The organism is Rhodococcus sp. APC 3903 (genome assembly GCF_030407755.1).
GTDB classification, from domain to species: domain Bacteria; phylum Actinomycetota; class Actinomycetes; order Mycobacteriales; family Mycobacteriaceae; genus Rhodococcus_F; species Rhodococcus_F erythropolis.
In genome coordinates, this window is sequence record NZ_JASDCV010000019.1 from 38,554 (window position 1) to 63,975 (window position 25,422).

The window sequence follows — 25,422 nt, forward strand, 5'->3', positions numbered from 1 at the left end:
TCAGCGAACGGTGTGCACGATCAGGACATCGGATGTCGCCTTGCGCGCCGCATCGGAAGGCACCGATCCGAGCAGACGCCCGGTCAGTGTGTTCAATCCGCGATTTCCGACGACCAGCAAGTCACCCTTGACCTCGTCGAGCAAAGCGAGAAGCGATTCGACGGGAGCGCCGACGATAGCGCGCTCGACAACATCCTTTGCACCCTGGGCATGTGCGCGCTCACGAGCGGTGCGAAGGATCTCGTAGGTCGGAGCGGAACCGGTGACCTGGTAGGCCTCGTTACCCAACGCATCAGCGGCAGCGCTCACGTCCTTGGGATCAGCCGGGTAGTACGCACATGCGATGACGAGCTGAGCGTCCGAGCCACTGGCAATGGCGGCAGCTCTGTCGACTGCCTTCAGTGACGACTCGGAGCCATCGGTTCCTACGACAACGGTCCGGTAGGCACTCATTCATTCCTCCATGGTTACGGGACGGACGGTACGGCCGGCACCGAGCGCAACGCTGTTGCGCCCGCTCGACAACCGCTGCGCTGACATTAGCGGGATTGTGCCGCGGATAGTGTTATTTGCAGTACACGCCACAAGCCCACAATGAATGTGATTCTTCGTCACAGACACATTTGTGCGGCGGTGACCACTCAGCGAAGTTTGCCGAAGCGGGGCCCGAACAGCGCCGCCGGAAAAACTTCCTGCTCGACCAGGGCGGTACGCCACGGCGTCGCCAATTCCAGCAACCGCTTGGCACCCTCCTCACCCAGCGCATCCCACGGAGCCAAAGCGAGGTCGTCCGTCAGGTCTTCGACGACGTCACGCAGTTCCTGCCCGTCCTCGGTCAGTGCACCGGACGAACGATCCAGCAGTTCGCGGTCCTTCAAACTCTCGACGGCCTCGTCCCACTGTTCCTGCGACCATCCGCGGCGAGTCTGCGCGAACTTGCGCTGAAACCCGATTCCCGTCGCGGTGTGCGTGATCAACGCGTCCAGGCCGTTCAATCCCGCGGTCTGAAGAGCCGCAATGTGGCCGTCGCCGCGATACTCACGCAGCAGTGTCAGCGCGTGCCAGAAACGCAGGTGCGGTTCGGTCGGCCAGTCGAGCGACGCCCAACCCGCATACAGGGGGCGGCCGTCCACTCCGGGGATGTTCTGAGCCGCGATCGACACGAGTTCGGCGGCCTCGGCCATGTCTGCCGATCCTGTCACGTCCGCACCGAACAGGCGGACGTACGCCGCGTCGATTGCCCGATACCGCGCGGCGACAACCTCTGTGGGCCTTGCCAATTCCCAGGCACGTGGGATGACGCTGGCGATCAGTTCGGGATTGAAGTTGAAGAAGGTGGCCGTGACGACAGTCGCGGGTGGAGCGCCGAGCGGTGCTGATCGCCCTGCGAAGTACACCATTCGGCCGGGCTCCAACCCGACGCCGACAAGCTCCTTCTCCGTCTCCGGGACGAAGTACGCCAACGAGTGGAGAAGTTCGAGAGTCCGCGCGGTCTTGCCTGCAGTCTGTGCATCCATACCTGAAACCGTAGCGGTCGAGAGCACGAACCCACGCGAGGCGACCTACTTGAGACCCGCGGCGTCCATCCCTCGGAGCTCCTTCTTCAAATCCGAGATTTCGTCTCGCAATCGCCCAGCCAACTCGAACTGAAGGTCGCGTGCAGCGTTCATCATCTGATCGGTGAGTTCCTTGACCAGATCTGCCAATTCGGCCCGAGGCATCGATTTGGTGTCGCGCCCCTCGTACACACCCGCACTGACCGCACGACCGGCCTCGCCCTGCGCACGCCGACCACGCGTCGCATTGCGACCCGAACCACCGACGTCCACGGACGCCGCTGTGTCCTCTGCCTCCTCGTACACCTGATCGAGAATGTCCGCGATCTTCTTGCGTAGCGGTTGTGGGTCGACGCCCATCTTCTCGTTGTAGGCGACCTGCTTCTCGCGTCGCCGCTCGGTTTCCTCGATGGCCTGCGCCATGGATGCGGTGATCTTGTCCGCATACATGTGCACTTGACCGGACACATTTCGAGCCGCTCGACCGATCGTCTGAATGAGGCTGGTGGAGCTACGGAGGAAGCCTTCCTTGTCGGCATCGAGGATCGCGACCAGCGACACCTCGGGGAGGTCGAGTCCCTCACGCAGGAGGTTGATGCCGACCAACACGTCGTACTCGCCCAGGCGGAGCTGCCGGAGCAGCTCGACTCGCCGGAGCGTATCGATATCCGAGTGCAGATACCGGACGCGAATTCCGAGTTCGAGAAGGTAGTCGGTCAGGTCTTCCGACATCTTCTTGGTCAACGTCGTGACCAGCACACGCTCGTCGCGTTCGGCACGCTCACGGATCTCGTGAACGAGATCGTCGATCTGCCCCTTGGTGGGTTTGACGATGACCTCGGGATCGATCAATCCGGTCGGGCGAATCACCTGCTCGACGAACTCACCGCCGGACTGACCCAACTCGTACTTACCGGGCGTCGCCGACAGGTAGACGGTCTGACCGATCCGCTTACTGAATTCTTCCCAAGTCAGAGGGCGGTTATCGGTTGCCGACGGTAGCCGGAATCCGAATTCGACCAGGTTGCGCTTGCGCGACATATCGCCCTCGTACATGGCGCCGATCTGCGGAACGGTCACATGTGACTCGTCGATGACCAGCAGGAAATCTTCGGGGAAATAGTCGATCAAAGTTGCGGGGGCAGTTCCGGGGCCACGGCCGTCGATGTGGCGCGAGTAGTTCTCGATGCCGGAGCAGAATCCGACCTGCTTGATCATCTCTAGGTCGTACTGCGTTCGCATGCGCAGACGCTGAGCTTCGAGAAGCTTGCCCTTGCCCTCGAGTTCCGCGAGCCGCTCTTCCAGTTCCGCCTCGATGTCCTTGGCTGCACGCTCCATGCGTTCAGGACCGGCGACGTAGTGCGTCGCCGGGAAGATGCGAACCGTGTCGACCTGGCGAACGATGTCCCCGGTCAGTGGATGTAGGTAGTACAGCGCCTCGATCTCGTCACCGAAGAATTCGATGCGGACCGCCAGCTCTTCGTAGGAAGGAATGATCTCGACCGTGTCGCCGCGCACGCGGAACGAACCTCGCGTGAACGCCATGTCGTTGCGGTTGTACTGAACGTCGACGAGCAGACGGAGGAACGCGTCGCGCGGTACCTCGACACCGACGTCGAGCTGAATCGAGCGATCGAGATACGACTGCGGTGTACCGAGGCCGTAGATGCACGACACCGAGGCCACCACGACCACATCCCGTCGTGACAGAAGGCTGGACGTTGCCGAGTGGCGAAGCCGCTCGACGTCGTCATTGACCGACGAATCCTTCTCGATGTAAGTGTCCGTCTGGGCGATGTACGCCTCGGGTTGGTAGTAGTCGTAGTACGAGACGAAGTACTCGACCGCGTTGTTGGGAAGCATTTCCCGAAGCTCGTTCGCGAGCTGAGCCGCCAAGGTCTTGTTCGGAGCCATCACCAAAGCCGGGCGCTGCAGCTTTTCGATCAACCACGCTGTTGTCGCGGACTTACCGGTACCGGTCGCACCGAGGAGGACAACGTCCTTCTCTCCCTCATTGATCCGTTTTTCAAGCTCGGCGATAGCTGCCGGCTGATCGCCTGCCGGTTCGTACGGGCTGACGACCTCGAAGCGCGCGTCTGAGCGCTCGATGTCACCAACCGGCCGAAACTCGGAATGCGCGACCACGGGATGTTCGGAAGCAAACGCCATGAAACCAGGGTAGGCGCACCCACCGACACAATGCCTGCTCGTCCGCGTTCAGCCGAAAATGCAGTTCGGCGGTAGGTTCTTCGACCATGAGCGAGGAACGTCCCCACATTCACCGGCCGAAGGTCGAAACCTTCGACATCGCAGCTCGCACCAACGTCGATCCCAAGGGTTTCGTTCGCCCGGTCGAGCACTACCGCGAAGAACCGTGGGGGCTGTACATGGCGCGCCACGCCGACCATCCCCGGTTTCACTACCTGGAGTCCTGGATCATTCCCGAACTCGGAATTCGAGCATCGATTTTCCACTTCACACCAGAGCATGTCCGCGACTGGGATTTCTATGTCGACATCGGCGACTTCATCCGCGGCGAGCATGTCTGGACCTCCGAGGACCACTACCTCGACCTGATCGTGCAGACCGGACGCAGCATCGAATTGCTCGACGTCGACGAATTGCTCGAGGCGAACACCGCCGGCATTCTCGACCCGAAGACGTCAGAGCGCGCGATGCTGAACGCCGCCCGCGCTATCGACGGCATCGCCGCCCACGGTCACGATCTCGACGCCTGGCTCACCTCGGTGGGCATGCCGGTCACGTGGCGCTGAGCGGTTAGAGGGACCAGCCTGATTTCTCGGCCCACTCCCACGCCCGGTGGAAAGCGGCGTCGAACCACGGCGTCTTGACGCCCAGGTAGGCGTCGATCGCAGCGGCGTAGTCGTCGATGCCTGCGACACTCTCGGCTGCCTTGACCTTGAGTTCGGCATACTCGGCACGCGCCGACGCATCGGCGCGAAGCCAGTCGCGGAAGAGGATCGCGAACTGCTGACCGGGCCAACCGTCCACCCGAATGTGAATGTTCGCGCGGCGCCCTGGATCGGCACTGCCGTGAATCCGCTTCGCCCACACCGCCGGATCGGTTTCACCACCGAGGTACGACGGTTTCGGGTCGTCGGCGACGATGTGCTCGATCCGGGGGAACCCGGCAGCGGCCAGATCTTCCGCGAGGTCGTCGGCAACGCCGAGGTGCTCGACAGTGATCTGAATGTCGATCACGTCCTTGGCATCGAGACCAGGCACCGCGGTCGATCCGATGTGATCGATACGGCGCGCGCGGTCGCGGGACGCCAGCGACAACCGGCCGATGATCCGTTCGGCCTGTGCCGGCCACGACGGGTCAGCTGGAGCCAGCTCCGGCAGTGCACGTACTACCGTGCGCTCGCGGAGGTTCTTCTCGAAAGGTACAAGTCGATTCGCCCACAGGTCGCGGACCACGTCGTCGAGTGAACCCGGCTCTCCGCTGTTGTCGAGCCACACGTCGGCAACCGCACGACGCTGATCGTCATGTGCCTGCGCTGCGATGCGCGCACGAGCGTCGGATTCCGGCATGCCGCGTGAGCCCACCAAGCGTCGAACTCGTTCCTGCTCGTCGACGTAGACGATGACGACGAGGTTGAACGCCGGCGCCATCGAACCCTCGACCAACAGCGGAATGTCTTGAACGAGCACTGCATCCGACGGCGCAGACGAGATCTGCTCCATCGTCCGCGCACCGATCAGCGGGTGGAGGATGCCATTGAGAGTTCCGCGTGACGTGTCGTCGGCAAACGCCAACGAGGCCAGCGCGGGGCGGTTGAGGCTGCCGTCCTCCGACAGAATCCCGTCGCCGAATGCGTCGACCAGAGCGGCAAGGCCAGGAGTACCGGGCTCGACCACTTCTCGGGCGATCAGGTCGGCATCGACGATGACGGCTCCCAGTTCGCTGAGGATTTTCGACACTGTCGACTTACCGGCTCCGATGCCTCCAGTGAGGCCTACTCTCAACACACTCGACAGTCTCTCATCTCCGCGCCCGAGAGATTGAGACACGCCTACCGATCGAACACGCCGGGGCGTTCGAGGCTCAAATACCACAATTTCGGCGACCGTGCGGTTATGTTCTAGCGAACGCACCTGTACCTGCACCTTCTCGAGAAAGTGGACGCCATGCGAGCAGATCGCGACCATCACGGTCAGCACCGCCTCGGAATGCCGAACGGCGTGCACTGCATAGAGTTTCCCGAAGTTGCTTTCGCCCTGGCAGAGCACCGTCGTACGTGGTTCACGATGCTCGTGAGCCAAGGCCGACACAGCTTCGCATCGATGCGTAAGCGCACAGCCGAAGCAACCGCCACCTACTGGGTGCCTGCTCCCGCAAACTGAGTTTTTTCACGAAGTACAAAATGGCCGGCAACCCTACGGTGCCGGTCATTTCTGTATTCACTCACTGAGTTCTTCGCGTGCCAGTGGTACCTGACCGAGAAAAGAACCCCGCCCCTGCAAGTGCAGGGGCGGGGTTCTTCACAGATCTCGCTTGATCAGATCAAGCGGTAATCCTTATGCGTTGCCCGACAGCTTCTCGCGAAGTGCGGCGAGCTGTGCATCGCTGGCAAGCGATCCGCCAGCGGACTCTGCCGGAGCGGAGCCGGCAGCAGCCGGAGCCTCGGCGTCGTCTGCAGCAGCCGTCTCCGAGGAGTAGCCAGCAGCAGCGGTGGCAGCCTCAGCGGCCTCGTCTGCAGCGGTCTTCTCCATCTGAGTGGTGTGCATCTTGTGGCGACGCTCAGCCTCGGCGTAGCGGTTCTCCCACTCTTCGCGCTGCTTGTCGAAGCCCTCGAGCCATTCGTTGGTCTCGGGATCGAAGCCCTCGGGGAAGATGTAGTTGCCCTGCTCGTCGTACGAGTCGGCCATGCCGTACTTGGACGGATCGAACTCGGCGTTGTAATCCTCGTTGGCCTGCTTCAGCGACAGCGAGATACGACGACGCTCGAGGTCGATGTCGATGACCTTGACGAGTGCATCGTCGCCGACGCCGACAACCTGGTCCGGAACCTCGACGTGGCGCTCAGCGAGCTCCGAGATGTGAACGAGGCCTTCGATTCCCTCTTCGACGCGCACGAATGCACCGAACGGAACCAGCTTCGTGACCTTGCCGGGCACGATCTGGCCGATGGCGTGCGTGCGGGCGAACTGACGCCACGGATCTTCCTGCGTTGCCTTGAGCGACAGGGAGACGCGCTCGCGGTCCAGGTCGACGTCGAGAACCTCGACGGTGACCTCGGTGCCGACCTCGACAACCTCGGACGGGTGATCGATGTGCTTCCAAGACAGCTCGGAAACGTGAACCAGACCGTCTACGCCGCCCAGGTCCACGAATGCACCGAAGTTGACGATGGAGGACACGACGCCCTTGCGGACCTGGCCCTTCTGGAGCTGGTGCAGGAATTCGCTGCGAACCTCGGACTGAGTCTGCTCGAGCCATGCGCGGCGCGACAGGACCACGTTGTTGCGGTTCTTGTCGAGCTCGATGATCTTGGCCTCGATCTCCTTGCCGACGTACGGCTGGAGGTCGCGGACGCGACGCATTTCGACGAGCGAAGCGGGGAGGAAGCCACGAAGACCGATGTCAAGGATGAGGCCGCCCTTGACGACCTCGATGACGGTGCCCTTGACGGCCTCGTCCTTCTCCTTGAGCTCCTCGATGGTGCCCCAGGCACGCTCGTACTGAGCGCGCTTCTTCGACAGGATCAGTCGACCTTCTTTGTCCTCCTTGGTGAGGACGAGAGCCTCGACCGCATCTCCCACGGAGACGACCTCGTTGGGGTCGACGTCGTGCTTGATGGAGAGCTCACGAGAAGGGATGACACCTTCGGTCTTGTAACCGATGTCGAGCAGAACCTCGTCGCGGTCGACCTTGACGATGGTTCCTTCGACGATGTCACCATCGTTGAAGTACTTGATCGTGGCATCGATGGCGGCGAGGAAGTCCTCGGCGGAGCCAATGTCGTTAATGGCAACCTGCGGCGAGGTGACGGTTGTGGAGGGCATATGTTGAATTGCTCCGGACGAGTTGTGGTCGGTTGATGGATTTTGTCGGACGAGATGCGCAACTGTGGCGTACAAATGTTGGAAGTACTTTTGAAGTACTAGATCGAAGTACCCAGCTGCATCAATAACGAACAACCGAATACCGGATCACATTCCACACCACGGAAGCGCACCGCGAGCTCCCTCGGTCCAACTGATTCCGAGACCTTGGTAAAGATCCCGTATAGACAATCGGTCGGATGACAGACACTCGCGTGAGTAAGACTACGCGTCGGCTATCTTGCCGGGCAAACCCGGGTACCCTGCGCCCGCATCGCCCGTTCTACTGTGTTGTTCATGTCTGACGAGCGCCATGCCGCCGCCAATTCCATTCTCGGCACCAGCGGTGTCGGCCGGGTCCGTGTCGATTCCAGTGCCAGCGACCGTGCCAGCCGTGCGTGGTGGGACGCCGACGCCGACGATTACCACCGAACCCACGGCGAGTTTCTGGGCGTGAACAGCGCGGAAGGTGAATTCGTCTGGTGCCCCGAAGGGCTGCACGAGGGCGATCACCACTTACTCGGCGACATAGTCGACAAAGACATATTGGAAGTGGGTTGCGGCTCGGCGCCGTGTGCCCGATGGCTCGCCGGACACGGTGCTCGGGCCGTCGGTCTCGACATCTCGATGGGGATGCTCGCCCGCGGGCAGGACGCGATGAATGCCGGCGGACCGGCAGTCCCGTTGATTCAGGCAAGTGCGGAACTCCTGCCGTTTGCCGACGAGAGTTTCGACATCGTCTGTTCTGCGTTCGGCGCCGTCCCGTTCGTTGCCGATTCGCAGCGAGTGATGAACGAAGTCGCCCGGGTTCTGCGTCCCGGCGGATCGTGGGTCTTTGCCGTCAACCATCCGATCCGATGGATCTTCCCCGACGATCCCGGGCCGAAGGGCTTGACCGCGACCCTCCCCTACTTCGACCGCACCCCGTATGTCGAGGTCGATGACAACGGAGTCCCCACCTACGTCGAGCATCACCGCACCATCGGCGACCGGGTTCGTGAGATCGTCGCGGCCGGACTTCAGGTGCGCGACATCATCGAGCCCGAATGGCCGGAGTGGTTGGACCGCGAATGGGGACAGTGGAGTCCCCTGCGCGGCCAACTCTTTCCGGGCACTGCAATTTTCAGCGCCGTCAAACCCTGACGGCTACAGCAGCTTCGACAGGAACGCCTTGGTCCGATCGTGCTGCGGATTGGCCAGGAGTTCCCGGGGCTCGCCTGCCTCGACCACAACTCCCCCGTCCATGAACACCAACTGATCTGCGACCTCGCGGGCGAAACCCATCTCGTGGGTGACGACCACCATCGTCATGCCTTCTTTGGCCAATTGCTTCATCACAGTGAGAACTTCACCGACGAGTTCGGGGTCGAGCGCGGACGTCGGCTCGTCGAACAGCATGAGCTTCGGGTCCATCGCGAGAGCGCGGGCGATGGCAACTCTTTGCTGCTGACCACCCGACAACTGGGCCGGGTAGGCGTTGGCTTTGGCGCTCAACCCGACCTGATCGAGGAGGTCCTTCGCTCGTTCGACAGCCTTCTTCTTACTGACGCGCTTCACCTGCGTCGGCGCTTCGATGATGTTCTCGAGAGCGGTGCGGTGCGGGAACAGGTTGAAGTGCTGAAACACCATCCCGATGTCGCGGCGTTGTTTGGCCGCTGCTCGCGGGTGGAGTTCGTACAGTTTGCCGTTCTTCTCCGAGTAGCCCACCAGGTCGCCGTCGACGTACAGTCGGCCGGCGTTGACCTGCTCGAGGTGATTGATGCAGCGCAAGAACGTCGACTTGCCCGACCCGGACGGCCCGACGAGGCACAGAACTTGGCCGGGATCGATTTCGAGTGAGACCCCTTTGAGAACCTCGAGCGCGCCGAAGTTCTTACAGACCCGGTCTGCCTTGACCATCGGTGTCATCTGCGTTCTCCTCCTGGAATATCCGGGAGTGTCTCCACTACCGTTTCTTTGCCCTGTGCGTCGGCGAGTGCCTGAAGCTGGCGAGTGGTAAGCGTCCTCGTCGACCCTTTCGAATAGTGGCGTTCGACGTAGTACTGGCCGACCATGAGAACACTGGTCATTGCGAGGTACCACGTAACCGCGACCATCAAGAGTGGGATCGGCTCGAAATTTGCACCGGATATGTCTCTCGCTCGTCCGTAGAGTTCGGTACTCAACGGCACTGCGGTCACCAGCGAAGTCGTCTTGAGCAAGCTGATCAATTCGTTGCCGGTCGGTGGGATGATCACCCGCATCGCCTGGGGAAGGACCGTTCGCCGCATCGTCTGGCCCCACGTCATTCCCAAAGCCACTGACGCTTCGGTCTGACCTTCGTTGACCGAGGCGATACCTGCACGGACGATTTCGGCCATGTACGCCGCCTCGTTCAATGCGAGTCCGATGACTGCGAAGAGAAACGCCGCCTGGAGATCTTGCATGTCGAAATGCACGAACTGATGGACGAACGGAACGCCGAGATCGATGCTCTTGTATATGGAGGGGAAGAGACCCCAGAAGACGAGCTGGACGTAAACGGGCGTGCCGCGGAAGACCCACAAATACACCCAGGCAGCGGACTTCAGCACCGGGTTCGGCGACAGCCGCATTACCGCGAGGACGATGCCCAGAACGATCGCGGCTGCCATCGACAGAACTGTCAGTTGAATGGTGACCCAGGCGGCCTTCGAAATTCGAGCGTCGAAGAGGTACTGGCGGTAAGTCGCCCAGCCGAACTGTTCATTGGTCGCCGAACCGTAGATAAAGAGCCCCACCAGGACCACCACCACGACTGCTGCGACCCATCGGCCCGGTCTGCGCAGTGGGATCGCCTTGATCGGCGCCGGATCGCCAGTCTCAGTTGTTGTCATGTTCATCAGCTTTCCGCGCCGTTGATCTTGGATACTTCGATGACGCCGGCCTCGACACTCCAGGTCTGCGCGATCTGTTGATAGACACCGTTGTCGATCAGGTACTGCATTGCCTGCTGCAGGGCGGGACCAAGGGCGGAACCCTTCACGATCGGCCAGCCGTACGGCGCGGAATCAAAGGGCTCACCGGCAGCTTCCATCCGCCCCTTACTCCGTTTGATCGCGTAGCCGGTCACTGGCGAATCAGCGGACAACGCGTCGACTCGACCCAGGATGAGAGCATTGGCCGCATCGTCCTGACTGTCGTACTTGATCTTCTCGATGGGCGGCTTGCCCGCAGCGACGCATGCCTCGCTCTTGGCGGGTACTTCGTCGATGTCCTCGGTAGTTGTGGTCTGTACCGCCACTCGCAACCCACACGCATTGTTCGGGTCCACGGGATTGTCCGGCCGCTGAGCCCACTGGATACCTGCGCTGTAGTACGTGACGAAGTCGACCGACTTCTCCCGCTCCTTGGAGTCGGTGAACGAAGACATGCCGAGGTCGTAGCTTCCCGACTGGATAGCGGGGATGATCTTGTCGAAGTCGGCCTGGTTATAGACAGCTTCGACCCCGAGCACAGTCGCCACTGCGTTCATGATGTCGACGTCGAAGCCGACGATTTTGCCATTCTCATCTTTGAATTCGTTTGGTGCGTAAGGAATGTTGACCCCGACCTGCAGCTTGCCCGACTCCCTGACGTTCGGGGGCAACAGGGCGGCGATCTCGGGCACCTTCTGGATGTCAAGTGGCGGCCCCTCCGGAACGAGGCCCTCGTTGTTGGTGACACATCCGCCGCACAGTGCGACGATCAAGCCCACCAACAGGACTCGCACCACGTTGGTGCGGATACGCCCGCCACTGCTCGAGCCATAACCCACGCCACGTGGCCTTGGTGCCCGTGCGTTTTCATCGACCACGACTCTGCTCTCCACTCGTCGATCGCCGCACTTGCAACGTCCATCCGAAATTCAGTCGAACGGTAGGTTACGGCAGGAGTTCCACCGTCGCCGACTTCGCAAGATTCCGGCCTGTCGTACAAGAATCAGCGACGCAGAGTGTGTGCGTACACGACTTCGGAAAATTCGCTGGTCGATGCCAAACCGCCGAGGTCCGCGGTCGCGATACCCGACGCGATGGTCGTACGAACCGCGTCTGAAATGCGGCGTGCCGCCGCAGACAACAACCGATCTCCGCGCGCATCACCGAGCCAGTCGAGCATCATCGCACTCGAGAGGAACAGTGCCGTCGGGTTCGCCCGGTTCTTCCCGGCGATGTCGGGTGCTGCACCGTGCGCAGCCTGAGCCATGACCTGCGTCTCGGAAGCGTTGATCGACGGCGCGGTTCCGAGTGAACCGGACAGCTCGCCCGCCAGATCCGACAAAATGTCGCCAAACATGTTTTCGGTCACCACGACGTCGAAGTCTCCGCCGCGTCGAACGAGGTGCGCCGCCATCGCGTCGACGTGCTCGTCGTCGACGACTACGTGGGGGTACTCCGCGGCGACGGTTCGGCAGGCGTCGCGGAAGAGGCCGGTGGTCAGTGTCAGGACGTTGGCCTTGTGGACGATCGTGACGTGATTGCGCCGACGCGACGCCAACGCGAAGGCAGTGCGTGCGATCCGTTCGCATGCAGCGCGGGTGAACACACCGACGGCCAGGGCGATGTCTGGCGTCGGCATGAATTCGCCGCTGCCCACTGCCATGTTCCGATCCGCGTACAACCCCTCGGTGTTCTCGCGGACGATCACCAGATCCATGTCGGGGACCATCGCCTTGACGCCGGGGAACGCTGCTGCCGGTCGGATATTCGCGAACAACTCGAACTTTTTCCGGATGACGCCGCCGGGGGTGAGTTGTCCGCGAAACCTCTCGGGATACGACGCGCTGTCATGGGGTCCGAGGATCCATCCTTGCAGCTGCCCCAACGCATCGATGGTTTCGTCGGGAATTGGCGTGCCGTGAGTGTCGATGGCCGTACTCCCGAGCGGAAGCTCGACCCACTCGACGGGCGGAGCATGAACCGATGACAGCGCCGCATCCACGATCTGCCGTGTCGCCGGGACGATTTCGTGGCCGATTCCGTCGCCGTGCATGAGTCCCAGCCGCATGGCCGGAGTACCGATTGCGCTCGCACCTGTCATCAGGCAATCATTGCTCACCATGGTCCAGTCGGTGGAATTGCTCCTCGATCCGGTGAGTGAGTCGGCAGTGCGAGCACAATGGCAGCTTCTCGCCGACGCCGGATTACCGAGTCAGGCCTCTCATCACAGCCCGTCCAACCGTCCGCACATCACGCTGTTCGTCGCCCGTGAGATCCCCGCGGAGATCGACGAACTGTTGGTGCGGCGCTTCTCGGCCCCGGACTTCGAGGTCCGGCTGGGTGGCTACGTCGTGTTCGGCGGCAAGCAGATGGTCTTGGCGCGCTCGGTTGTTCCTTCGCGTGCACTCCTTCACCTGCACCGAGAAATAGCCGAGTCAACAGTTGGCTCGACGGCACTTCCCGCCCACGTCGAGCCCGGCGCGTGGACGCCTCATGTGACGCTCGCCCGACGCGTCGAACCTGCACGTCTGGGTGAAGCCATCGCCCTGCTGGGCACCGACGTGATTCAAGGGCGCAGCGGCGGGATCAGGCGCTGGGACGGCGAACAGAAGACGGAATGGTTACTGACACCGCCGGTGTGACAGAGCGGGTTGCACGTCGGGTCACCAGGATTCCCGCGATCACCGCCAGCGCACCAACCGGCTGATTCCAGCCAACGCTTTCGTCCAAGACTATTGCGCCGAGAGCGACGCCCACCACTGGACTGAGATAAGTGACGGTGGACGCCGCAGTCGGCCCCCACCCCTGAACGACGTTGGTGTTCCAGATGAATGCGAGCCCGGTCCCCAGTGCGCCCAGAGCGATCATCGACAGGACAACTGCCGGCGTGAGGTGCATCGGCGTGTTTGCGACGACCGGAGAGGCCAGAACCATCACGAAAGCACCGATACTGATCTGCACAAGCGCGACCGTACGAGTGTCGACGCCGAGAGGAAGCACGAAACGCCTGAGGTAGACAAACGAAATCCCGTACGACGCAGTCGCTCCCAGGCAAGCGACCTGAGCACTCACACTTCCGCCAACGCCGAGATTCCACGGCGCCAACACGATCAGCACCCCACCGAATCCGAGAAGCAACCCCAGCGACTTGTATCGCGTCAGCGTCTCCCCCGGCAGAAAGGCAAGGGAGACAGCCATAGTCATCAGTGGCGTGGTGGCGTTGTAGATGCTCGCGAGTCCCGAGGACATGTTTTGCTCCGCCCAACTGAACAGCAGCCACGGAACGATGCATTGCGTCGCTGCGAGAAAAGCCAGGTGCTTCCAGACACGAAATTCCCTCGGTAGGCCGATCCGGCTGACCGCTGACACGAGAACCAGCGCGAGCGCACCGAAGACCAAGCGCCACAGAACTACCTGCGTGAAGGACAGACCTTCGAGCCCGATCTTCATGAAGAGGAAACTGGCTCCCCACACCACCGCAGCTGCGGTGTATTGAAAGGCCAGACTTGCCCTCAAAGGGTGAAGTCTCCGTGCGGACTGACGTCGTGACGAGTGTCGGGCGTTCGGCCGGCAAGAGCTAGTACGTTCAGGACCAGTAGGACCAAGAGGCTGACGACGATGATTGCCATGTGTCCAGCCTGACGGAATGTCCCACGTTGCAGTAGTGGCAGAAAAGCCAGACTTGGACGATTTTCTGCCACTTTCCCGTTTTTCTGTCACACTCGAAAGATGCTCGCGAAAGTGGTGGTCCCACTGATGCCGATGACCGAGGCGTTCGAACTCGGCGTGGCATGTGAAGTCTTCGGCTTCGACCGATCCGACGACGGCCTCCCCACGTACGACTTCTCGCTGATCGCCGCAGTTCCGGGCCCGATCCGAACGCGGTTCGGTTACAACATCGATGTTCCGTACAACCTCGATTCTCTCGACGACGCCGACCTCATCGTCGTTTCCGCCGGCGGAACCTACGACGCCGGCGACGCGTACATGTGCTCACCGAGTCCCGACTCGAGTGTCGATCCCCTGCTGGTCAAACTCAACGAGGCCGTAGCCCGGGGCGCCAAGGTGGCGAGCCTGTGCACCGGAGCGTTTGTCCTCGGCGCGGCTGGACTACTGGACGGAAGGCGATGCACGACGCATTGGCGGCACGCAGAGAGGCTTGCCCAGACGTATCCGGAAGCCAAGGTCGATCCGGACGTGTTGTACGTGGACGAAGATCCGGTGTTCACCAGCGCAGGCACCGCGGCAGGAATCGATCTGTGCCTGCACATCGTGCGAAAGGAACAGGGTTCTCGTGTCGCCAACGGCATCGCGAGAAGGATGGTGGTGCCACCCCACCGTGACGGTGGGCAGGCCCAGTACGTCGCCACTCCCCTCACCTCGACGCCGAGTGCAACCCTTGCCCCACTCCTCGACTGGATGACGGAGCATCTCGCCCTCGACCTCACTGTCGGAATGGTCGCGGCCCGAGCGAACATGTCCGCTCGCACATTTGCCCGCCGTTTCCAAGCGGAAACGGGAACAACTCCCGCCCGCTGGCTCAGCGATCAGCGAGTACTGGCCGCCCAGCAACTCCTGGAGAATTCGGACCTCTCCGTCGATGTCATCGCGGAACGCGTCGGTTTCGGCGGCGGCGCCGTGCTTCGCCAGCACTTCATCCGGCTTCGCTGCACCACGCCCCAGGCCTACCGCCGGACGTTTCGGGCGACCGAGAACGCAAGCTGAAATCGGCTCAGGGAAGAATCAGCGGTTCCGGGGCGTTGCACACACCAACAGCCCGCACAATGGAAAGGACCCCTGTGGCCACCCAGACACTCACCCAGCAGAACTTCGACGAAACGATCAACGGCAGCGACGTCGTCCTCGTGGACTTCTGGGCCTCCTGGTGCGGCCCGTGCCGCCAGTTCGCACCGACGTTCGAAGCCTCTTCGGAGAAGCACGCCGACGTCGTTCACGCCAAGGTCGACACCGAGGCCGAGCAGGGAATCGCAGCGGCCGCGAACATCCGCTCCATCCCCACGATCATGGCCTTCCGCGAAGGCGTACTCGTGTTCAACCAGGCCGGCGCTCTTCCCGCCGCTCAGCTCGAAGAGCTCGTCACTCAGGTCAAGGCACTCGACATGGACGAGGTCCGCAAGCAGATCGCAGAGCAGACCGCTTCAGCTGAATAGCGAAAGAGAGCGCGCTCCGAATCGAATTCGATTCGGAGCGCGCTCTTTTCGTAGCCAGGCTGCCTTGGCGCCGACTCAGTGAGCCGCGCTGTCCCAGCTTCGACCGGTTCCCACCGAAACGTCCAGGGGTACCGACAACTCGATGGCTGTGGCCATCTTGTCCTTGACCAGTGCGGTGACTTCCTCCAACTCGGAGGCGACCACTTCGAGCACCAATTCGTCGTGCACCTGCAGCAGCATGCGCGACTTCAATCCGGCGTCGGCGAGAGCCTTCTGAACATTGATCATCGCGACCTTGATGATGTCGGCTGCGGTGCCCTGGATCGGCGCATTCAGGGCAGCACGTTCGGCCACCTCACGACGCTGACGGTTGTCGCTGTTGAGGTCCGGCAGGTAGCGACGACGGCCGTAGAGCGTCGAGGTGTAGCCGTCCTTACGTGCCTGCTCGACCACCGCGTGGAGGTAATCCCGCACGCCGCCGAAACGAGCGAAGTACGCATCCATCTGCTGCTTCGCTTCTTCGGTCGAAATCTTCAGCTGCGACGCCAATCCGTAGGCACTGAGCCCGTAGGCCAGACCGTAGGACATCGCCTTGACCCGGCGACGCAGTTCAGGAGTGACCTCTTCGATCGGAACTCCGAATGCGCGCGAGCCGACAAAGCTGTGCAGGTCCTCACCGGTGTTGAATGCCTCGATCAGTCCCTCGTCGCCTGACACGTGCGCCATGATGCGCATTTCGATCTGGCTGTAGTCGGCAGTGAGCAGAACGTCGAAACCTTGCCCGACTACGAATCCGTCGCGAATCTCGCGCCCCGCGTCGTTTCGCACCGGGATGTTCTGCAAGTTCGGATCGGTCGACGACAGACGCCCGGTCGCGGCAACCGTCTGGTTGAACGTCGTGTGGATGCGACCGTCTTCGGCCACGGCCTTGAGAAGACCGTCGACGGTCACCTTCATACGCGTCGCATCACGGTGCGCGAGAAGGTGTTCGAGGAACGGGTGTCCTGTCTTGTCGAACAGACCCTGCAACGCCTCGGCGTCGGTGGTGTAGCCCGTCTTCGTCTTCTTCGTCTTGGGCATGTCGAGTTCTTCGAACAAGACCACCTGCAGCTGCTTCGGCGAACCCAGGTTGATCTGCTTGTCGATCACCTCGTACGCGGAGTTTGCGGCGTCGGCGACCTGGGAGGCGAAACGGCTCTGAAGATCGTGCAGATGCGCGCTGTCGACGGCGATGCCGGTGGCCTCGATCTGAGCGAGCTCGATCGTCAACGGCAGTTCCATGTCGGAGAGGAGCGACTTGGACTCGATCGACTCCAACTCGGTGTCCAGTGCAGCTGCCAAGTCGAGAACGGCCTGAGCGCTGAGCATCGCGGTCTCGGCTGCTTCGGCATCGAGCTGTTCGGTGTCGTCGAGCAGTGAAAGCTGTTCCTGGCCGGATGTTTCGGCGCGCAGTTCACGCTTGAGGTAGCGGAGCGAGAGGTCGTCGAGATTGAAGCTGCGCTGGCCCGGCCGGACGAGATATGCGGCCAGAGCAGTGTCGCTGGTCAGTCCACCGAGCGTCCAACCACGCCCACGCAGAGCATGGATCGCCCACTTGGCTTCGTGCAGCGCCTTCGGCTGCGATGCATCGGCGAGCCAATCACCGAGAGCTGCTTCGTCTTCCGGTGTTGCCGTCGACGCCGCGATGTATGCACATTCACCGTCGGAGGCCGCGATCGCGAGTGCAGTGACGTCGCCGGCAAACGGAGTTCTGGTTCCGAGCACCGTGACGCCGTGACGCTCACCGGTTCGCGCGTGGGCGTCGAGCCACGCGGCAACCGCACCCGGGGCAAGTGCGTCGCCGCTGACCTCGAACCCTTCCTCTGCTTCGGGCTCGGACGACGACAGGGTCGCGAACAGTCGATCGCGGAGAACCTTGAACTCGAGATCGTCGAACAACGCATGAATCTTCTCGCGGTCCCACGGGGCCAACACCAACTGCTCGGGCGTGTACGGCAACGGAACGTCGCGAACCATCTCGGTGAGCTGACGATTGAGCAGGACGTTTGCAAGGTTCTCGCGTAGCGAGTCGCCTACCTTGCCGCGGACCTTGTCCACGTTGTCTACCAGTCCCTGCAGGTCGCCGTACTCACGGATCCACTTGGTAGCGGTTTTCTCGCCGACGCCGGGGATACCGGGGAGGTTGTCACTCGGGTCGCCGCGCAGGGCAGCAAAATCCGGATACTGCGACGGAGTGAGGCTGTACTTCTCCTCGACGGCCGTCGGCGTGAATCGGGTGAGCTCCGAGACACCCTTCTTCGGGTAGAGCACAGTGACGTTGTCGGTCACCAGCTGCAGCGAGTCGCGGTCGCCGGTCACGACGAGAACCCGGTATCCGAGTGCCTCCGCCTGCGTGGTCAACGTGGCGATCACGTCGTCGGCCTCGAAACCTTCCTCGGCCATGACCGGGATGCCCAGCGCGCCGAGAACGTCCTTGGTGATGTCGATCTGGCCCTTGAATTCGTCCGGAGCCTTCGCGCGCTGCGCCTTGTATTCGGGGAACAGGTCGGCGCGAAACGTCTGACGCGACACGTCGAAAGCCGCGGCCAAGTGGGTGGGCTGCTCGTCACGAAGAAGGTTGATCAACATCGACGTGAAGCCGTACACCGCGTTGGTGGCCTGCCCACTGTGTGTCTTGAAGTTCTCTGCAGGCAGCGCATAGAAGGCGCGAAATGCCAACGAATGCCCGTCGAGAAGCATCAGAAGAGGGCGATCGTCCGCCTTGCCGGTGGTGCCGGCTGAAGCGGTGGACGTGCTGGACCGAGTTGTGGTTGCGGGGCTCACGGTTCATCAGTCTAGGGATCGCGACCGACATCGACGCCTTCGCCGTTGTTTACGCAGGAACAGACACAAGAATCGGACAATTGATGCAGCCTTCGGCCTTCGATACGGAACCGAAACATCCCGGAAATCTCAGAACCCCATCTGAAGCGAACGGAGCCGTTAGAGTCCGGAAATCGCAGCAACGAAACAATCCCTGTGCTGCGCGGCACCTTTGTCCAGACGCGCTATTCCCGACCCGCTCGGAGGACGTACGTGGCCCCACCCGTAGTGAAACGGCAGACCCTCGCGACACTCAGCCGACTACTGGCCTTTGCATTACTGACGTTCTTCGCATTACTCAGCCTGGCCGGAACTGCTTCGGCTCAGGAACCGACCACTTCCCCTACACCGCCGACCCCGACAGCATCCGCAACACCGACAGCACCGGTTCCCGACAACGCTGTCCCCGTCAGCGGCAATCTCAACAACGGCGGCACACGCCTCGAGGGCGTCACCGTCCGTGCGCTCGATTCTTCCGGTACGGAAGTCGCCACCGGAGGATCGGCATCGAACGGCCGTTGGGAACTGGCCGTGGCACCGGGCACCTACACCTTCGAGATCGTTGCCGACACACTTCCCGACGGGGTCAGTGTGCAAGCCGCTGTCGAACGCGAGGTGGTGGCCGGCCGCGCGAACACCGTGATCTTCTCGTTCGGCGAGGTACGTACCGCCTCGAATGTCAGCTTCGGCGAGAAGCTGATCCGCACGACGGTCGACGGTCTGCGGTTCGGCCTCGTGATCGCGATCGCCGGTGTGGGTTTGAGCCTGATCTACGGCACCACTGGCCTGACCAACTTCGCTCACGGCGAGATGGTGACGTTAGGAGCCGTAGCTGCCTGGGTGATCAACACGTCCTTCGGCGTTCCGCTGATTCCCGCCACGATCCTCGCGATCTTCGTCGGCATCGGCATCGGCCTGCTGACCAACGGAATCGTCTGGAAACCACTGCGTAAGCGCAAGACCGGGTTGATCGCGCAATTGGTGGTCTCGATCGGTCTCGCGATTTCATTGCGCTACTTGATCCTGATCTTCTTCTCCGACCGCGCCGAACCGTTCGACGACTACCAGGGCCAGGTCGAGAAGAACTGGGGCCCGATCGCACTGACCGACGCCAACGCGATAGTCATGATCGTCAGTCTGGTCGTCCTGGTCGGCGTCGCACTGCTTCTGCAGAAGACTCGCATCGGAAAGGCCATGCGTGCCGTCTCCGACAATCGTGACCTCGCCGCTTCGTCCGGTATCAACGTCGAGCGCGTGATCATGTTCGTCTGGGGGCTCGGCGGCGGATTGGCCGCCCTCGGCGGTGTGCTGTTCGGTATCTCCGAACTCGGCGGACGCGTCCAGTGGGAAATGGGCTTCAAACTGTTGCTGCTCATGTTCGCCGGAATCACCCTCGGTGGTCTGGGAACCGCGTACGGGGCGCTACTCGGCTGCGTCATCGTGGGACTTCTGGTCCAACTCTCGACGCTCATCATCAACCCCGATCTCAAATACATCGGCGGACTTCTCGTCTTGATCGTGATCCTCGTGGTTCGCCCCCAGGGCATCCTCGGATCCAGACAAAGGATCGGGTGACGAACATGGACATCATGGGAGCTTTCCAGGTTTCCTTCGCCCAGTTGATCGGGCCGTCGGCAATCTTCTACGCACTGCTGGCAATCGGGCTGAACCTGCACTTCGGCTACGCCGGACTGCTCAACTTCGGTCAGATCGGTTTTGCCCTCCTCGGCGGCTACGGCGTCGGCATCATGACCGTGACCTACGACCAGCCGTTGTGGCTCGGCATCCTCGTCGGTCTTACCGCAGCCGGGCTCCTCGCGCTCGTGCTGGGTATCCCGACGCTGCGTCTGCGCGCCGACTATCTCGCCATCGTGACCATCGCCGCGTCGGAGATCCTGCGTCTGATCTTCCGCTCGACCGCGTCGGATTCGGTGACCGGTTCCACCAATGGCCTCTTCGGTTTCGCAGACCCGTTCACCGCACTGAGCCCCTTCGACTCGGCCAAGCAGTACTCATTTCTCGGCGTGAAGTTCTACGGAGACGACCTCTGGTCGATGGTCGTGGGGTGGACGCTGGTCTTGATCTTGTGCGGATTTGTCTACTTGTTGACGCACAGTCCGTGGGGGCGCGTCCTCAAGGCGGTACGCGAAGACGAGGACGCAGCGCGATCGTTGGGCAAGAACGTCTTTGTGTACAAGATGCAGGCGCTGGTTCTCGGCGGCGTGATCGGTGGCCTGGCCGGTGTGTTCAACGCCCTGCAGACCAAGTCCATCAACCCGGACTTCTACTCGACCGCGCAGACGTTCTTCGCGTTCGGCGCACTGATTCTGGGCGGGGCGGCAACGGTATTCGGCCCGGTGGTCGGCGCAATGTTGTTCTGGTTCCTCCTCGCCATCCCTGATGCCTTGTTGCGTCAGGCGATCTCCGGCGAAAATCCGCTGCTTTCACTCACGGAACAGCAAGTCGGAGCCACCAGGTATGTCCTGCTCGGATTGATGATTGCTCTCCTGATGGTCTTCAGACCGCAGGGAATACTGGGTAACAAGCGGGAGGTGCAACTCAATGCTTGACGCCGATACCAGAGCACAGATCTTTGCCGACGTTCCTCACCTTCCCGGATCGGCGAAACCCGACCCGGTACTGGTCGCTGACAACGTCTCGCGGACGTTCGGCGGTCTCAAGGCCGTCGACGTCGATCACCTCGAGATTCAACGAGGGTGCATCACAGGTCTGATCGGTCCAAACGGTGCCGGAAAAACGACGCTCTTCAACCTCCTCACCGGTTTCGACCGGCCGGACACCGGTACGTGGTCGATGGACGGTCAATCGCTGGGTCGCATGTATCCCCACCAGGTAGCCAGGAAAGGAGTGGTACGGACGTTCCAGTTGACCAAGGCGCTCTCCAAACTCACCGTGCTGGACAACGTACGTCTCGGTGCCACCGGCCAACGTGGTGAACGCATTTTTGCATCCCTCGTTCCGTGGATCTGGAAAGGCCAGGAACGCGAGATCACCGAACGCGCCAACGAACTCCTCGCACGATTCAAACTCGACACCAAGGCAGACGACCTCGCCGGTTCACTCTCCGGTGGGCAGCGCAAATTGCTCGAAATGGCTCGCGCACTCATGACCTCGCCCTCGGTGGTGATGCTCGACGAACCGATGGCGGGGGTCAATCCTGCTCTGACGCAAAGCCTGCTCGGACACATCAAATCATTGCGCGACGACGGAATGACGGTCGTGTTCGTCGAACACGACATGGACGTGATCCGAGATATCAGCGATTGGGTGGTGGTCATGGCGCAGGGCAGCGTCATCGCCGAATCCACCCCGGACGAACTCTCGTCCAACACAGCCGTCGTCGACGCATATCTGGGCAGCCACCATGACCAGGCCCTCGAGTTCGACGACAACGGAAATCCGGTGGGCGAGACGGCCGTTCTGGCCGCCGCCCTGGCTGAAGCCGAGGTCGAAACCCTCGAGTCGGGCGGGGACCTGTCGGAACCCGACGTCGACAGCCTTCCGGCCGATCTCGCCGCGACGCTGGAATCGAGTCCCGAGGAACCGCGCGGAAGGCACGAGAAGCCATGAGCGAGAACCACGCACGTTCACTGACGCCTGCAGAGTTCGCCGCGACGGCCGAGGAGCATCAGCGACTGTCGGCAGGTGCCCTACTCCGCGCCGACAGCCTCGTCGCGGGCTACATTCCCGGCGTCAACATCCTGCGTGAATGCAACTTCTTCCTGAAGGAAGGGGAAATCGTCGGGATCATCGGACCGAACGGCGCAGGCAAATCGACACTCCTGAAATCACTGTTCGGACTGATACCGGTACGCGAAGGGTCGGTCACCCTACGCGAGGACAACATCACGTCTGCGCCCGCTCACGTCCTCGTTCAGAAGGGAGTCGGGTACGTCCCTCAGACACAGAACGTCTTTCAGACTCTGACCATCGAAGAAAACCTCGAAATGGGCATTTATCTGCGTCCCAAGGCATTCGCGGAACGATTCGCCTTCGTGAGTGAACTGTTCCCTCTTCTGAGTGAACGGCGAAAGGTGAAGGCCGGCGCACTCTCCGGCGGCGAACGCCAGATGGTCGCGATGGGCCGGGCCCTGATGATGGATCCGTCGGTGCTGCTGCTCGACGAACCGTCCGCGGGCCTGTCCCCCATGTTCCAGGACGAGGTGTTCATCCGCTGCAAGAAGATCAATGCTGCGGGTGTCTCGGTCATCATGGTCGAGCAGAACGCGCGCCGCTGCCTTCAGATCTGCGACCGCGGCTACGTACTCGATCAGGGTAAGAACGCGTACACCGACACCGGCGCCAATCTGATGAACGACCCCAAGGTGATCGAGTTGTACTTGGGAACGCTCGCCGGAAGCAAAGAGAAGTAGGACAGACACGAGAATGGGCCAGGGTCTCTCGACCCTGGCCCATTCTCGTTGGCTGCTTACTTGCCCACGACCACGAATCCTTCTGTGGTCAGCGTGTTCTCAGGGCCGAACTTGAGCTTTCCGTACGAACCGATGGACGGTTCTCCCGAATCGTTGAAGTCCAACTCACCGGTGATGCCGTCGTAGTCGATGTCGGTTCCCGCCTTCACCAACGGCAGGCACTCGACGTAGGACGTGCACTTGGTGCCGCCTTCGGTGACGCTGTTGATGTTGGCTGCGATGTCGGTACCGGCCGTCGACTTCGCCTGCTCGGCAGCGAGCGCTGAGATCACCACCGCGTCGTACGACTCTCCGGCGTAGTTGAAGTCGATCAGAGAGGGGTTCACAGCCTTCAGACGATCCTGGAAGGCAGCTCCGACGTCCGTCAGGGGCGTGGTTCCCTGCATGGTGTCGAGCAACGGCTTCGCCACGGATTCGCCGAGCGCGTTACCCATGTTGCCGTCGACGCCGTACATCGCCATTCCGTCCGACGGGCCGATGCCCACTTCGTGCATGCGCGTGATGATCTTCGCCGACTCCTCGAAGCCCACCAATGCCACTGCATCCGGATTGAAGTTCTTGACTTGATCGACTTCGGAGTTGAACGACTGCGCGTTCGGGTCGTAGATGATCTTCTCGATCTGATCGGAGGGGACGCCCGAATCGATCAGATTCTTTTCGATGTTGTCCGCCAGACCCGTCCCGTACGGGTCGTTGAGGGCCATGATCGCTACGCGCTGACCACCGTCGTCCGAAATGAGCTGTGCGACGGCCTGAGCCTGTAGTACGTCCGTCGGAGCGGTGCGGAAGTACATGCCCTTGTCGGGGTAGCAGACGAATTGGTCCGAAGTGTTGGCAGGCGAGAACATCACGACGCCTGCGCTGGCGATCTTGTCGATCACCTTGAGCGAGACCGAGGACGACGCGGCGCCGACGATGACCTGAGTGCCTGCAGCCAATTCGCGGTCGACGGTGGTGTTGGCGGTGTCCGTTGTGGTGTCACCCGAATCGCCGGGAATCAGCTGGACCGGTTGGCCGAGAACGCCTCCGGCTGCATTGACGTCGTTGACTCCCAGCTGGGTGCCCGCGACCATCGGCGGCCCGAGGAACGACAAGCTGCCTGTATCGGGAAGAAGCGTACCGATACGCAGCGCTTCCGTGGACGGGGTGGCGCCGGCCTTGGCCTGCTCCGGGGTGCAATCAGTCGTGACGGATGTCGTCGCGGCGGAAGCGCCGGACGTAGAGCCACTCGAAGACGAGTCATCCGACTTGTCCGAGCTACAGCCTGCAAGTGCCAGTGATGCCGCGCCGAGAACTGCAGCAGTACGCACAAGTGTTCGTCTAGCCATCCCACGCTCCTAAGATCAGCCGGTGCTCGCGCCACCCGAACTGGCGCTCGCTGTGGGATCAGACGCTAGACCTTGGAACCGTTTCGCGATCCTTCAAGAAAGCCCTGTGACCTGACTGTTATCTGAAGGCGCACAGTGTTTACACGGCTGTAGCGCTGCGCGACGTTTCGACGGTCGACGCAGCCACTCAGTGCAGCCGGATAACCCGGACACTTTGCTCAAGCGTCCGGTTCACCGCCCAGAGTTTCCAGTACGACCTGTGCGACCGCCTTCATCGTGGAGCGCCGATCCATCGCGGCGCGCTGAATCCACTTGAACGCCTCAGGTTCGGTGAGCGCTTGGCGAACCATCAGAACACTCTTGGCTCGCTCGATCAGCTTGCGTGCTTCGAGCCGGTCGGAAAGATCAGCGACCTCACGCTCGAGCGCCGTCACCTCGCGGAAACGACTGACCGCCAATTCGACAGCGGGAACGAGGTCACTGATCGAGAACGGCTTGACCAAGTAAGCCATGGCGCCGGCATCGCGTGCGCGCTCGACCAACTCGCGCTGACTGAACGCTGTGAGAATAACAACAGGAGCGATCCGCTTGGCGGCAATCTCCGAAGCGGCGTCGATGCCGTCTCTCCTGGGCATCTTCACGTCCATGATGACCAGATCAGGCTTGAGCGACTCGGCCAACTCCACCGCAACCTGCCCGTCACCGGCCTCACCGACGACGTCGTAGCCCTCTTCGCGGAGCATCTCGACCAGATCCATGCGGATCAACGCCTCGTCTTCAGCGACGACAACACGACGGGGTGCGAGCTGATTGCCTTGCGGCTGCGGCGAATTCATGGCCACCATCCTCCTCCATCGAACCGCCCCGACACGAGACGCGAACGATTAGAGGGTACCGGTGTTTGACATTGAAATCGCATCTTCTAATGTAGTCATCGCAACAAGCCCTCGTATCCCAATTGGCAGAGGAAACGGATTCAAAACCCGTCCAGTGTGAGTTCGAGTCTCACCGAGGGCACAACGAGATAAACATCAAAACCCCCTGGC

General features: G+C 61.7%; 23 protein-coding genes and 1 tRNA gene. 11 read left to right on the plus strand and 13 right to left on the minus strand.

The genetic code is table 11. The features are described 5' to 3' along the window. The 3 genes from QMA15_RS24270 to uvrB form a co-directional block, all read right to left on the minus strand. Positions 1–453, minus strand: a complete 453-nt coding sequence (locus QMA15_RS24270) for a universal stress protein (protein WP_019748627.1) — start codon at positions 451–453, stop codon at positions 1–3. 188 nt (positions 454–641) lie between these two features. After that, a complete protein-coding gene (locus QMA15_RS24275) occupies positions 642–1,517 on the minus strand; it encodes a hypothetical protein (protein ID WP_029538185.1) in 876 nt (291 codons plus the stop codon). Positions 1,518–1,562: 45 nt separating this feature from the next. Next, entirely contained in the window at positions 1,563–3,725 is a 2,163-nt protein-coding gene (gene uvrB / locus QMA15_RS24280; protein WP_019748629.1) for an excinuclease ABC subunit UvrB, read from the minus strand. Between the two features lie 86 nt (positions 3,726–3,811). Here uvrB and QMA15_RS24285 point away from each other — a divergent pair, with 86 nt between their 5' ends. Further along, positions 3,812–4,330, plus strand: a complete 519-nt coding sequence (locus QMA15_RS24285; protein WP_019748630.1) for a DUF402 domain-containing protein — start codon at positions 3,812–3,814, stop codon at positions 4,328–4,330. 4 nt (positions 4,331–4,334) lie between these two features. Here QMA15_RS24285 and coaE read toward each other — a convergent pair whose 3' ends face one another. Next, positions 4,335–5,549 (minus strand): dephospho-CoA kinase, encoded by a 1,215-nt coding sequence (coaE, locus tag QMA15_RS24290; protein WP_279164120.1) that lies wholly within the window; start codon positions 5,547–5,549, stop codon positions 4,335–4,337. Positions 5,550–5,708: 159 nt separating this feature from the next. On the opposite strand from coaE, the gene QMA15_RS24295 reads away from it, so the two are divergent. Beyond that, on the plus strand, positions 5,709–5,924 hold the full coding sequence (locus QMA15_RS24295) for a hypothetical protein (protein ID WP_003944056.1): 216 nt from the start codon (positions 5,709–5,711) through the stop codon (positions 5,922–5,924). Between the two features lie 174 nt (positions 5,925–6,098). Here the strand turns inward: QMA15_RS24295 and rpsA are convergent, their stop codons facing one another. Beyond that, positions 6,099–7,586 carry a 30S ribosomal protein S1 gene (gene rpsA, locus QMA15_RS24300; RefSeq protein ID WP_019748632.1) on the minus strand — a complete coding sequence of 496 codons (1,488 nt, stop codon included), beginning with the start codon at positions 7,584–7,586 and terminating at the stop codon, positions 6,099–6,101. Between the two features lie 336 nt (positions 7,587–7,922). Here rpsA and QMA15_RS24305 point away from each other — a divergent pair, with 336 nt between their 5' ends. Further along, entirely contained in the window at positions 7,923–8,768 is an 846-nt protein-coding gene (locus QMA15_RS24305) for a class I SAM-dependent methyltransferase (protein WP_007728737.1), read from the plus strand. A 3-nt stretch (positions 8,769–8,771) separates the two neighbouring features. Here the strand turns inward: QMA15_RS24305 and QMA15_RS24310 are convergent, their stop codons facing one another. The 4 genes from QMA15_RS24310 to QMA15_RS24325 form a co-directional block, all read right to left on the minus strand. Beyond that, positions 8,772–9,533 carry an amino acid ABC transporter ATP-binding protein gene (locus QMA15_RS24310; RefSeq protein WP_003944053.1) on the minus strand — a complete coding sequence of 254 codons (762 nt, stop codon included), beginning with the start codon at positions 9,531–9,533 and terminating at the stop codon, positions 8,772–8,774. After that, positions 9,530–10,486 carry an amino acid ABC transporter permease gene (locus tag QMA15_RS24315; RefSeq protein ID WP_290286985.1) on the minus strand — a complete coding sequence of 319 codons (957 nt, stop codon included), beginning with the start codon at positions 10,484–10,486 and terminating at the stop codon, positions 9,530–9,532. The genes QMA15_RS24310 and QMA15_RS24315 overlap by 4 nt, the downstream gene beginning before the upstream one ends. Next, entirely contained in the window at positions 10,486–11,358 is an 873-nt protein-coding gene (locus tag QMA15_RS24320) for an ABC transporter substrate-binding protein (RefSeq protein ID WP_060939346.1), read from the minus strand. The genes QMA15_RS24315 and QMA15_RS24320 overlap by 1 nt, the downstream gene beginning before the upstream one ends. A 206-nt stretch (positions 11,359–11,564) precedes the next feature. Next, a complete protein-coding gene (locus QMA15_RS24325; protein WP_021334021.1) occupies positions 11,565–12,662 on the minus strand; it encodes an isocitrate/isopropylmalate dehydrogenase family protein in 1,098 nt (365 codons plus the stop codon). On the opposite strand from QMA15_RS24325, the gene QMA15_RS24330 reads away from it, so the two are divergent. Continuing rightward, the gene (locus QMA15_RS24330) at positions 12,628–13,203 is read left to right on the plus strand and encodes a 2'-5' RNA ligase family protein (RefSeq protein ID WP_223257901.1); all 576 of its coding nucleotides are present in this window, start codon (positions 12,628–12,630) and stop codon (positions 13,201–13,203) included. The genes QMA15_RS24325 and QMA15_RS24330 overlap by 35 nt on opposite strands. On the opposite strand, the gene QMA15_RS24335 is transcribed toward QMA15_RS24330, so the two are convergent. Then, entirely contained in the window at positions 13,148–14,077 is a 930-nt protein-coding gene (locus QMA15_RS24335; protein WP_070387004.1) for a DMT family transporter, read from the minus strand. The genes QMA15_RS24330 and QMA15_RS24335 overlap by 56 nt on opposite strands. A gap of 213 nt (positions 14,078–14,290) precedes the next feature. Here QMA15_RS24335 and QMA15_RS24340 point away from each other — a divergent pair, with 213 nt between their 5' ends. Beyond that, positions 14,291–15,286: a helix-turn-helix domain-containing protein gene (locus tag QMA15_RS24340; protein ID WP_182262518.1), complete on the plus strand. Its 996-nt coding sequence runs from the start codon at positions 14,291–14,293 to the stop codon at positions 15,284–15,286. A gap of 74 nt (positions 15,287–15,360) precedes the next feature. Continuing rightward, a complete protein-coding gene (gene trxA / locus QMA15_RS24345; RefSeq protein WP_003944106.1) occupies positions 15,361–15,732 on the plus strand; it encodes a thioredoxin in 372 nt (123 codons plus the stop codon). 75 nt (positions 15,733–15,807) lie between these two features. On the opposite strand, the gene polA is transcribed toward trxA, so the two are convergent. Then, on the minus strand, positions 15,808–18,555 hold the full coding sequence (gene polA / locus QMA15_RS24350) for a DNA polymerase I (RefSeq protein WP_021344394.1): 2,748 nt from the start codon (positions 18,553–18,555) through the stop codon (positions 15,808–15,810). A gap of 303 nt (positions 18,556–18,858) precedes the next feature. Between polA and QMA15_RS24355 the strand changes: the two genes are divergently transcribed. Genes QMA15_RS24355 through QMA15_RS24370 form a run of 4 tightly spaced genes read left to right on the plus strand, consistent with a single transcriptional unit; the run spans position 18,859 to position 22,988 of the window. Continuing rightward, complete coding sequence (locus QMA15_RS24355) at positions 18,859–20,169, plus strand: branched-chain amino acid ABC transporter permease (RefSeq protein ID WP_037137305.1); 1,311 nt, start codon at positions 18,859–18,861, stop codon at positions 20,167–20,169. A gap of 5 nt (positions 20,170–20,174) precedes the next feature. Beyond that, a complete protein-coding gene (locus tag QMA15_RS24360; RefSeq protein WP_003944088.1) occupies positions 20,175–21,164 on the plus strand; it encodes a branched-chain amino acid ABC transporter permease in 990 nt (329 codons plus the stop codon). Continuing rightward, positions 21,157–22,185, plus strand: coding sequence for an ABC transporter ATP-binding protein (locus tag QMA15_RS24365; protein WP_020907906.1), 1,029 nt, complete (start codon positions 21,157–21,159; stop codon positions 22,183–22,185). Before QMA15_RS24360 ends, QMA15_RS24365 begins: the two co-directional genes overlap by 8 nt. Beyond that, a complete protein-coding gene (locus QMA15_RS24370; RefSeq protein WP_007728720.1) occupies positions 22,182–22,988 on the plus strand; it encodes an ABC transporter ATP-binding protein in 807 nt (268 codons plus the stop codon). The genes QMA15_RS24365 and QMA15_RS24370 overlap by 4 nt, the downstream gene beginning before the upstream one ends. A gap of 56 nt (positions 22,989–23,044) precedes the next feature. Here the strand turns inward: QMA15_RS24370 and QMA15_RS24375 are convergent, their stop codons facing one another. Together QMA15_RS24375 and QMA15_RS24380 are read right to left on the minus strand one after the other, a co-directional pair. Continuing rightward, positions 23,045–24,376: an ABC transporter substrate-binding protein gene (locus QMA15_RS24375; protein ID WP_003944031.1), complete on the minus strand. Its 1,332-nt coding sequence runs from the start codon at positions 24,374–24,376 to the stop codon at positions 23,045–23,047. 218 nt (positions 24,377–24,594) lie between these two features. Further along, the gene (locus QMA15_RS24380) at positions 24,595–25,212 is read right to left on the minus strand and encodes an ANTAR domain-containing response regulator (protein ID WP_003944029.1); all 618 of its coding nucleotides are present in this window, start codon (positions 25,210–25,212) and stop codon (positions 24,595–24,597) included. A 107-nt stretch (positions 25,213–25,319) separates the two neighbouring features. Here QMA15_RS24380 and QMA15_RS24385 point away from each other — a divergent pair. Then, a tRNA-Leu gene (locus tag QMA15_RS24385) sits at positions 25,320–25,393 on the plus strand. Positions 25,394–25,422 lie beyond the last annotated feature (29 nt).

What these genes read in the sequence shown, in the direction of transcription:
- QMA15_RS24360 (WP_003944088.1), top strand. Translation starts at nt 20,175, where the DNA reads ATGGACATCATGGGAGCTTTCCAGGTTTCCTTCGCCCAGTTGATCGGG.
- QMA15_RS24375 (WP_003944031.1), bottom strand. Translation starts at nt 24,376, where the DNA reads ATGGCTAGACGAACACTTGTGCGTACTGCTGCAGTTCTCGGCGCGGCA.
- QMA15_RS24270 (WP_019748627.1), bottom strand. Translation starts at nt 453, where the DNA reads ATGAGTGCCTACCGGACCGTTGTCGTAGGAACCGATGGCTCCGAGTCG.
- QMA15_RS24295 (WP_003944056.1), top strand. Translation starts at nt 5,709, where the DNA reads ATGCGAGCAGATCGCGACCATCACGGTCAGCACCGCCTCGGAATGCCG.
- QMA15_RS24305 (WP_007728737.1), top strand. Translation starts at nt 7,923, where the DNA reads ATGTCTGACGAGCGCCATGCCGCCGCCAATTCCATTCTCGGCACCAGC.
- QMA15_RS24380 (WP_003944029.1), bottom strand. Translation starts at nt 25,212, where the DNA reads ATGAATTCGCCGCAGCCGCAAGGCAATCAGCTCGCACCCCGTCGTGTT.
- rpsA (WP_019748632.1), bottom strand. Translation starts at nt 7,586, where the DNA reads ATGCCCTCCACAACCGTCACCTCGCCGCAGGTTGCCATTAACGACATT.
- QMA15_RS24275 (WP_029538185.1), bottom strand. Translation starts at nt 1,517, where the DNA reads ATGGATGCACAGACTGCAGGCAAGACCGCGCGGACTCTCGAACTTCTC.
- QMA15_RS24365 (WP_020907906.1), top strand. Translation starts at nt 21,157, where the DNA reads ATGCTTGACGCCGATACCAGAGCACAGATCTTTGCCGACGTTCCTCAC.
- QMA15_RS24325 (WP_021334021.1), bottom strand. Translation starts at nt 12,662, where the DNA reads ATGACAGGTGCGAGCGCAATCGGTACTCCGGCCATGCGGCTGGGACTC.
- uvrB (WP_019748629.1), bottom strand. Translation starts at nt 3,725, where the DNA reads ATGGCGTTTGCTTCCGAACATCCCGTGGTCGCGCATTCCGAGTTTCGG.
- QMA15_RS24285 (WP_019748630.1), top strand. Translation starts at nt 3,812, where the DNA reads ATGAGCGAGGAACGTCCCCACATTCACCGGCCGAAGGTCGAAACCTTC.
- QMA15_RS24340 (WP_182262518.1), top strand. Translation starts at nt 14,291, where the DNA reads ATGCTCGCGAAAGTGGTGGTCCCACTGATGCCGATGACCGAGGCGTTC.
- QMA15_RS24310 (WP_003944053.1), bottom strand. Translation starts at nt 9,533, where the DNA reads ATGACACCGATGGTCAAGGCAGACCGGGTCTGTAAGAACTTCGGCGCG.
- QMA15_RS24370 (WP_007728720.1), top strand. Translation starts at nt 22,182, where the DNA reads ATGAGCGAGAACCACGCACGTTCACTGACGCCTGCAGAGTTCGCCGCG.
- QMA15_RS24330 (WP_223257901.1), top strand. Translation starts at nt 12,628, where the DNA reads ATGGCCGGAGTACCGATTGCGCTCGCACCTGTCATCAGGCAATCATTG.
- QMA15_RS24315 (WP_290286985.1), bottom strand. Translation starts at nt 10,486, where the DNA reads ATGAACATGACAACAACTGAGACTGGCGATCCGGCGCCGATCAAGGCG.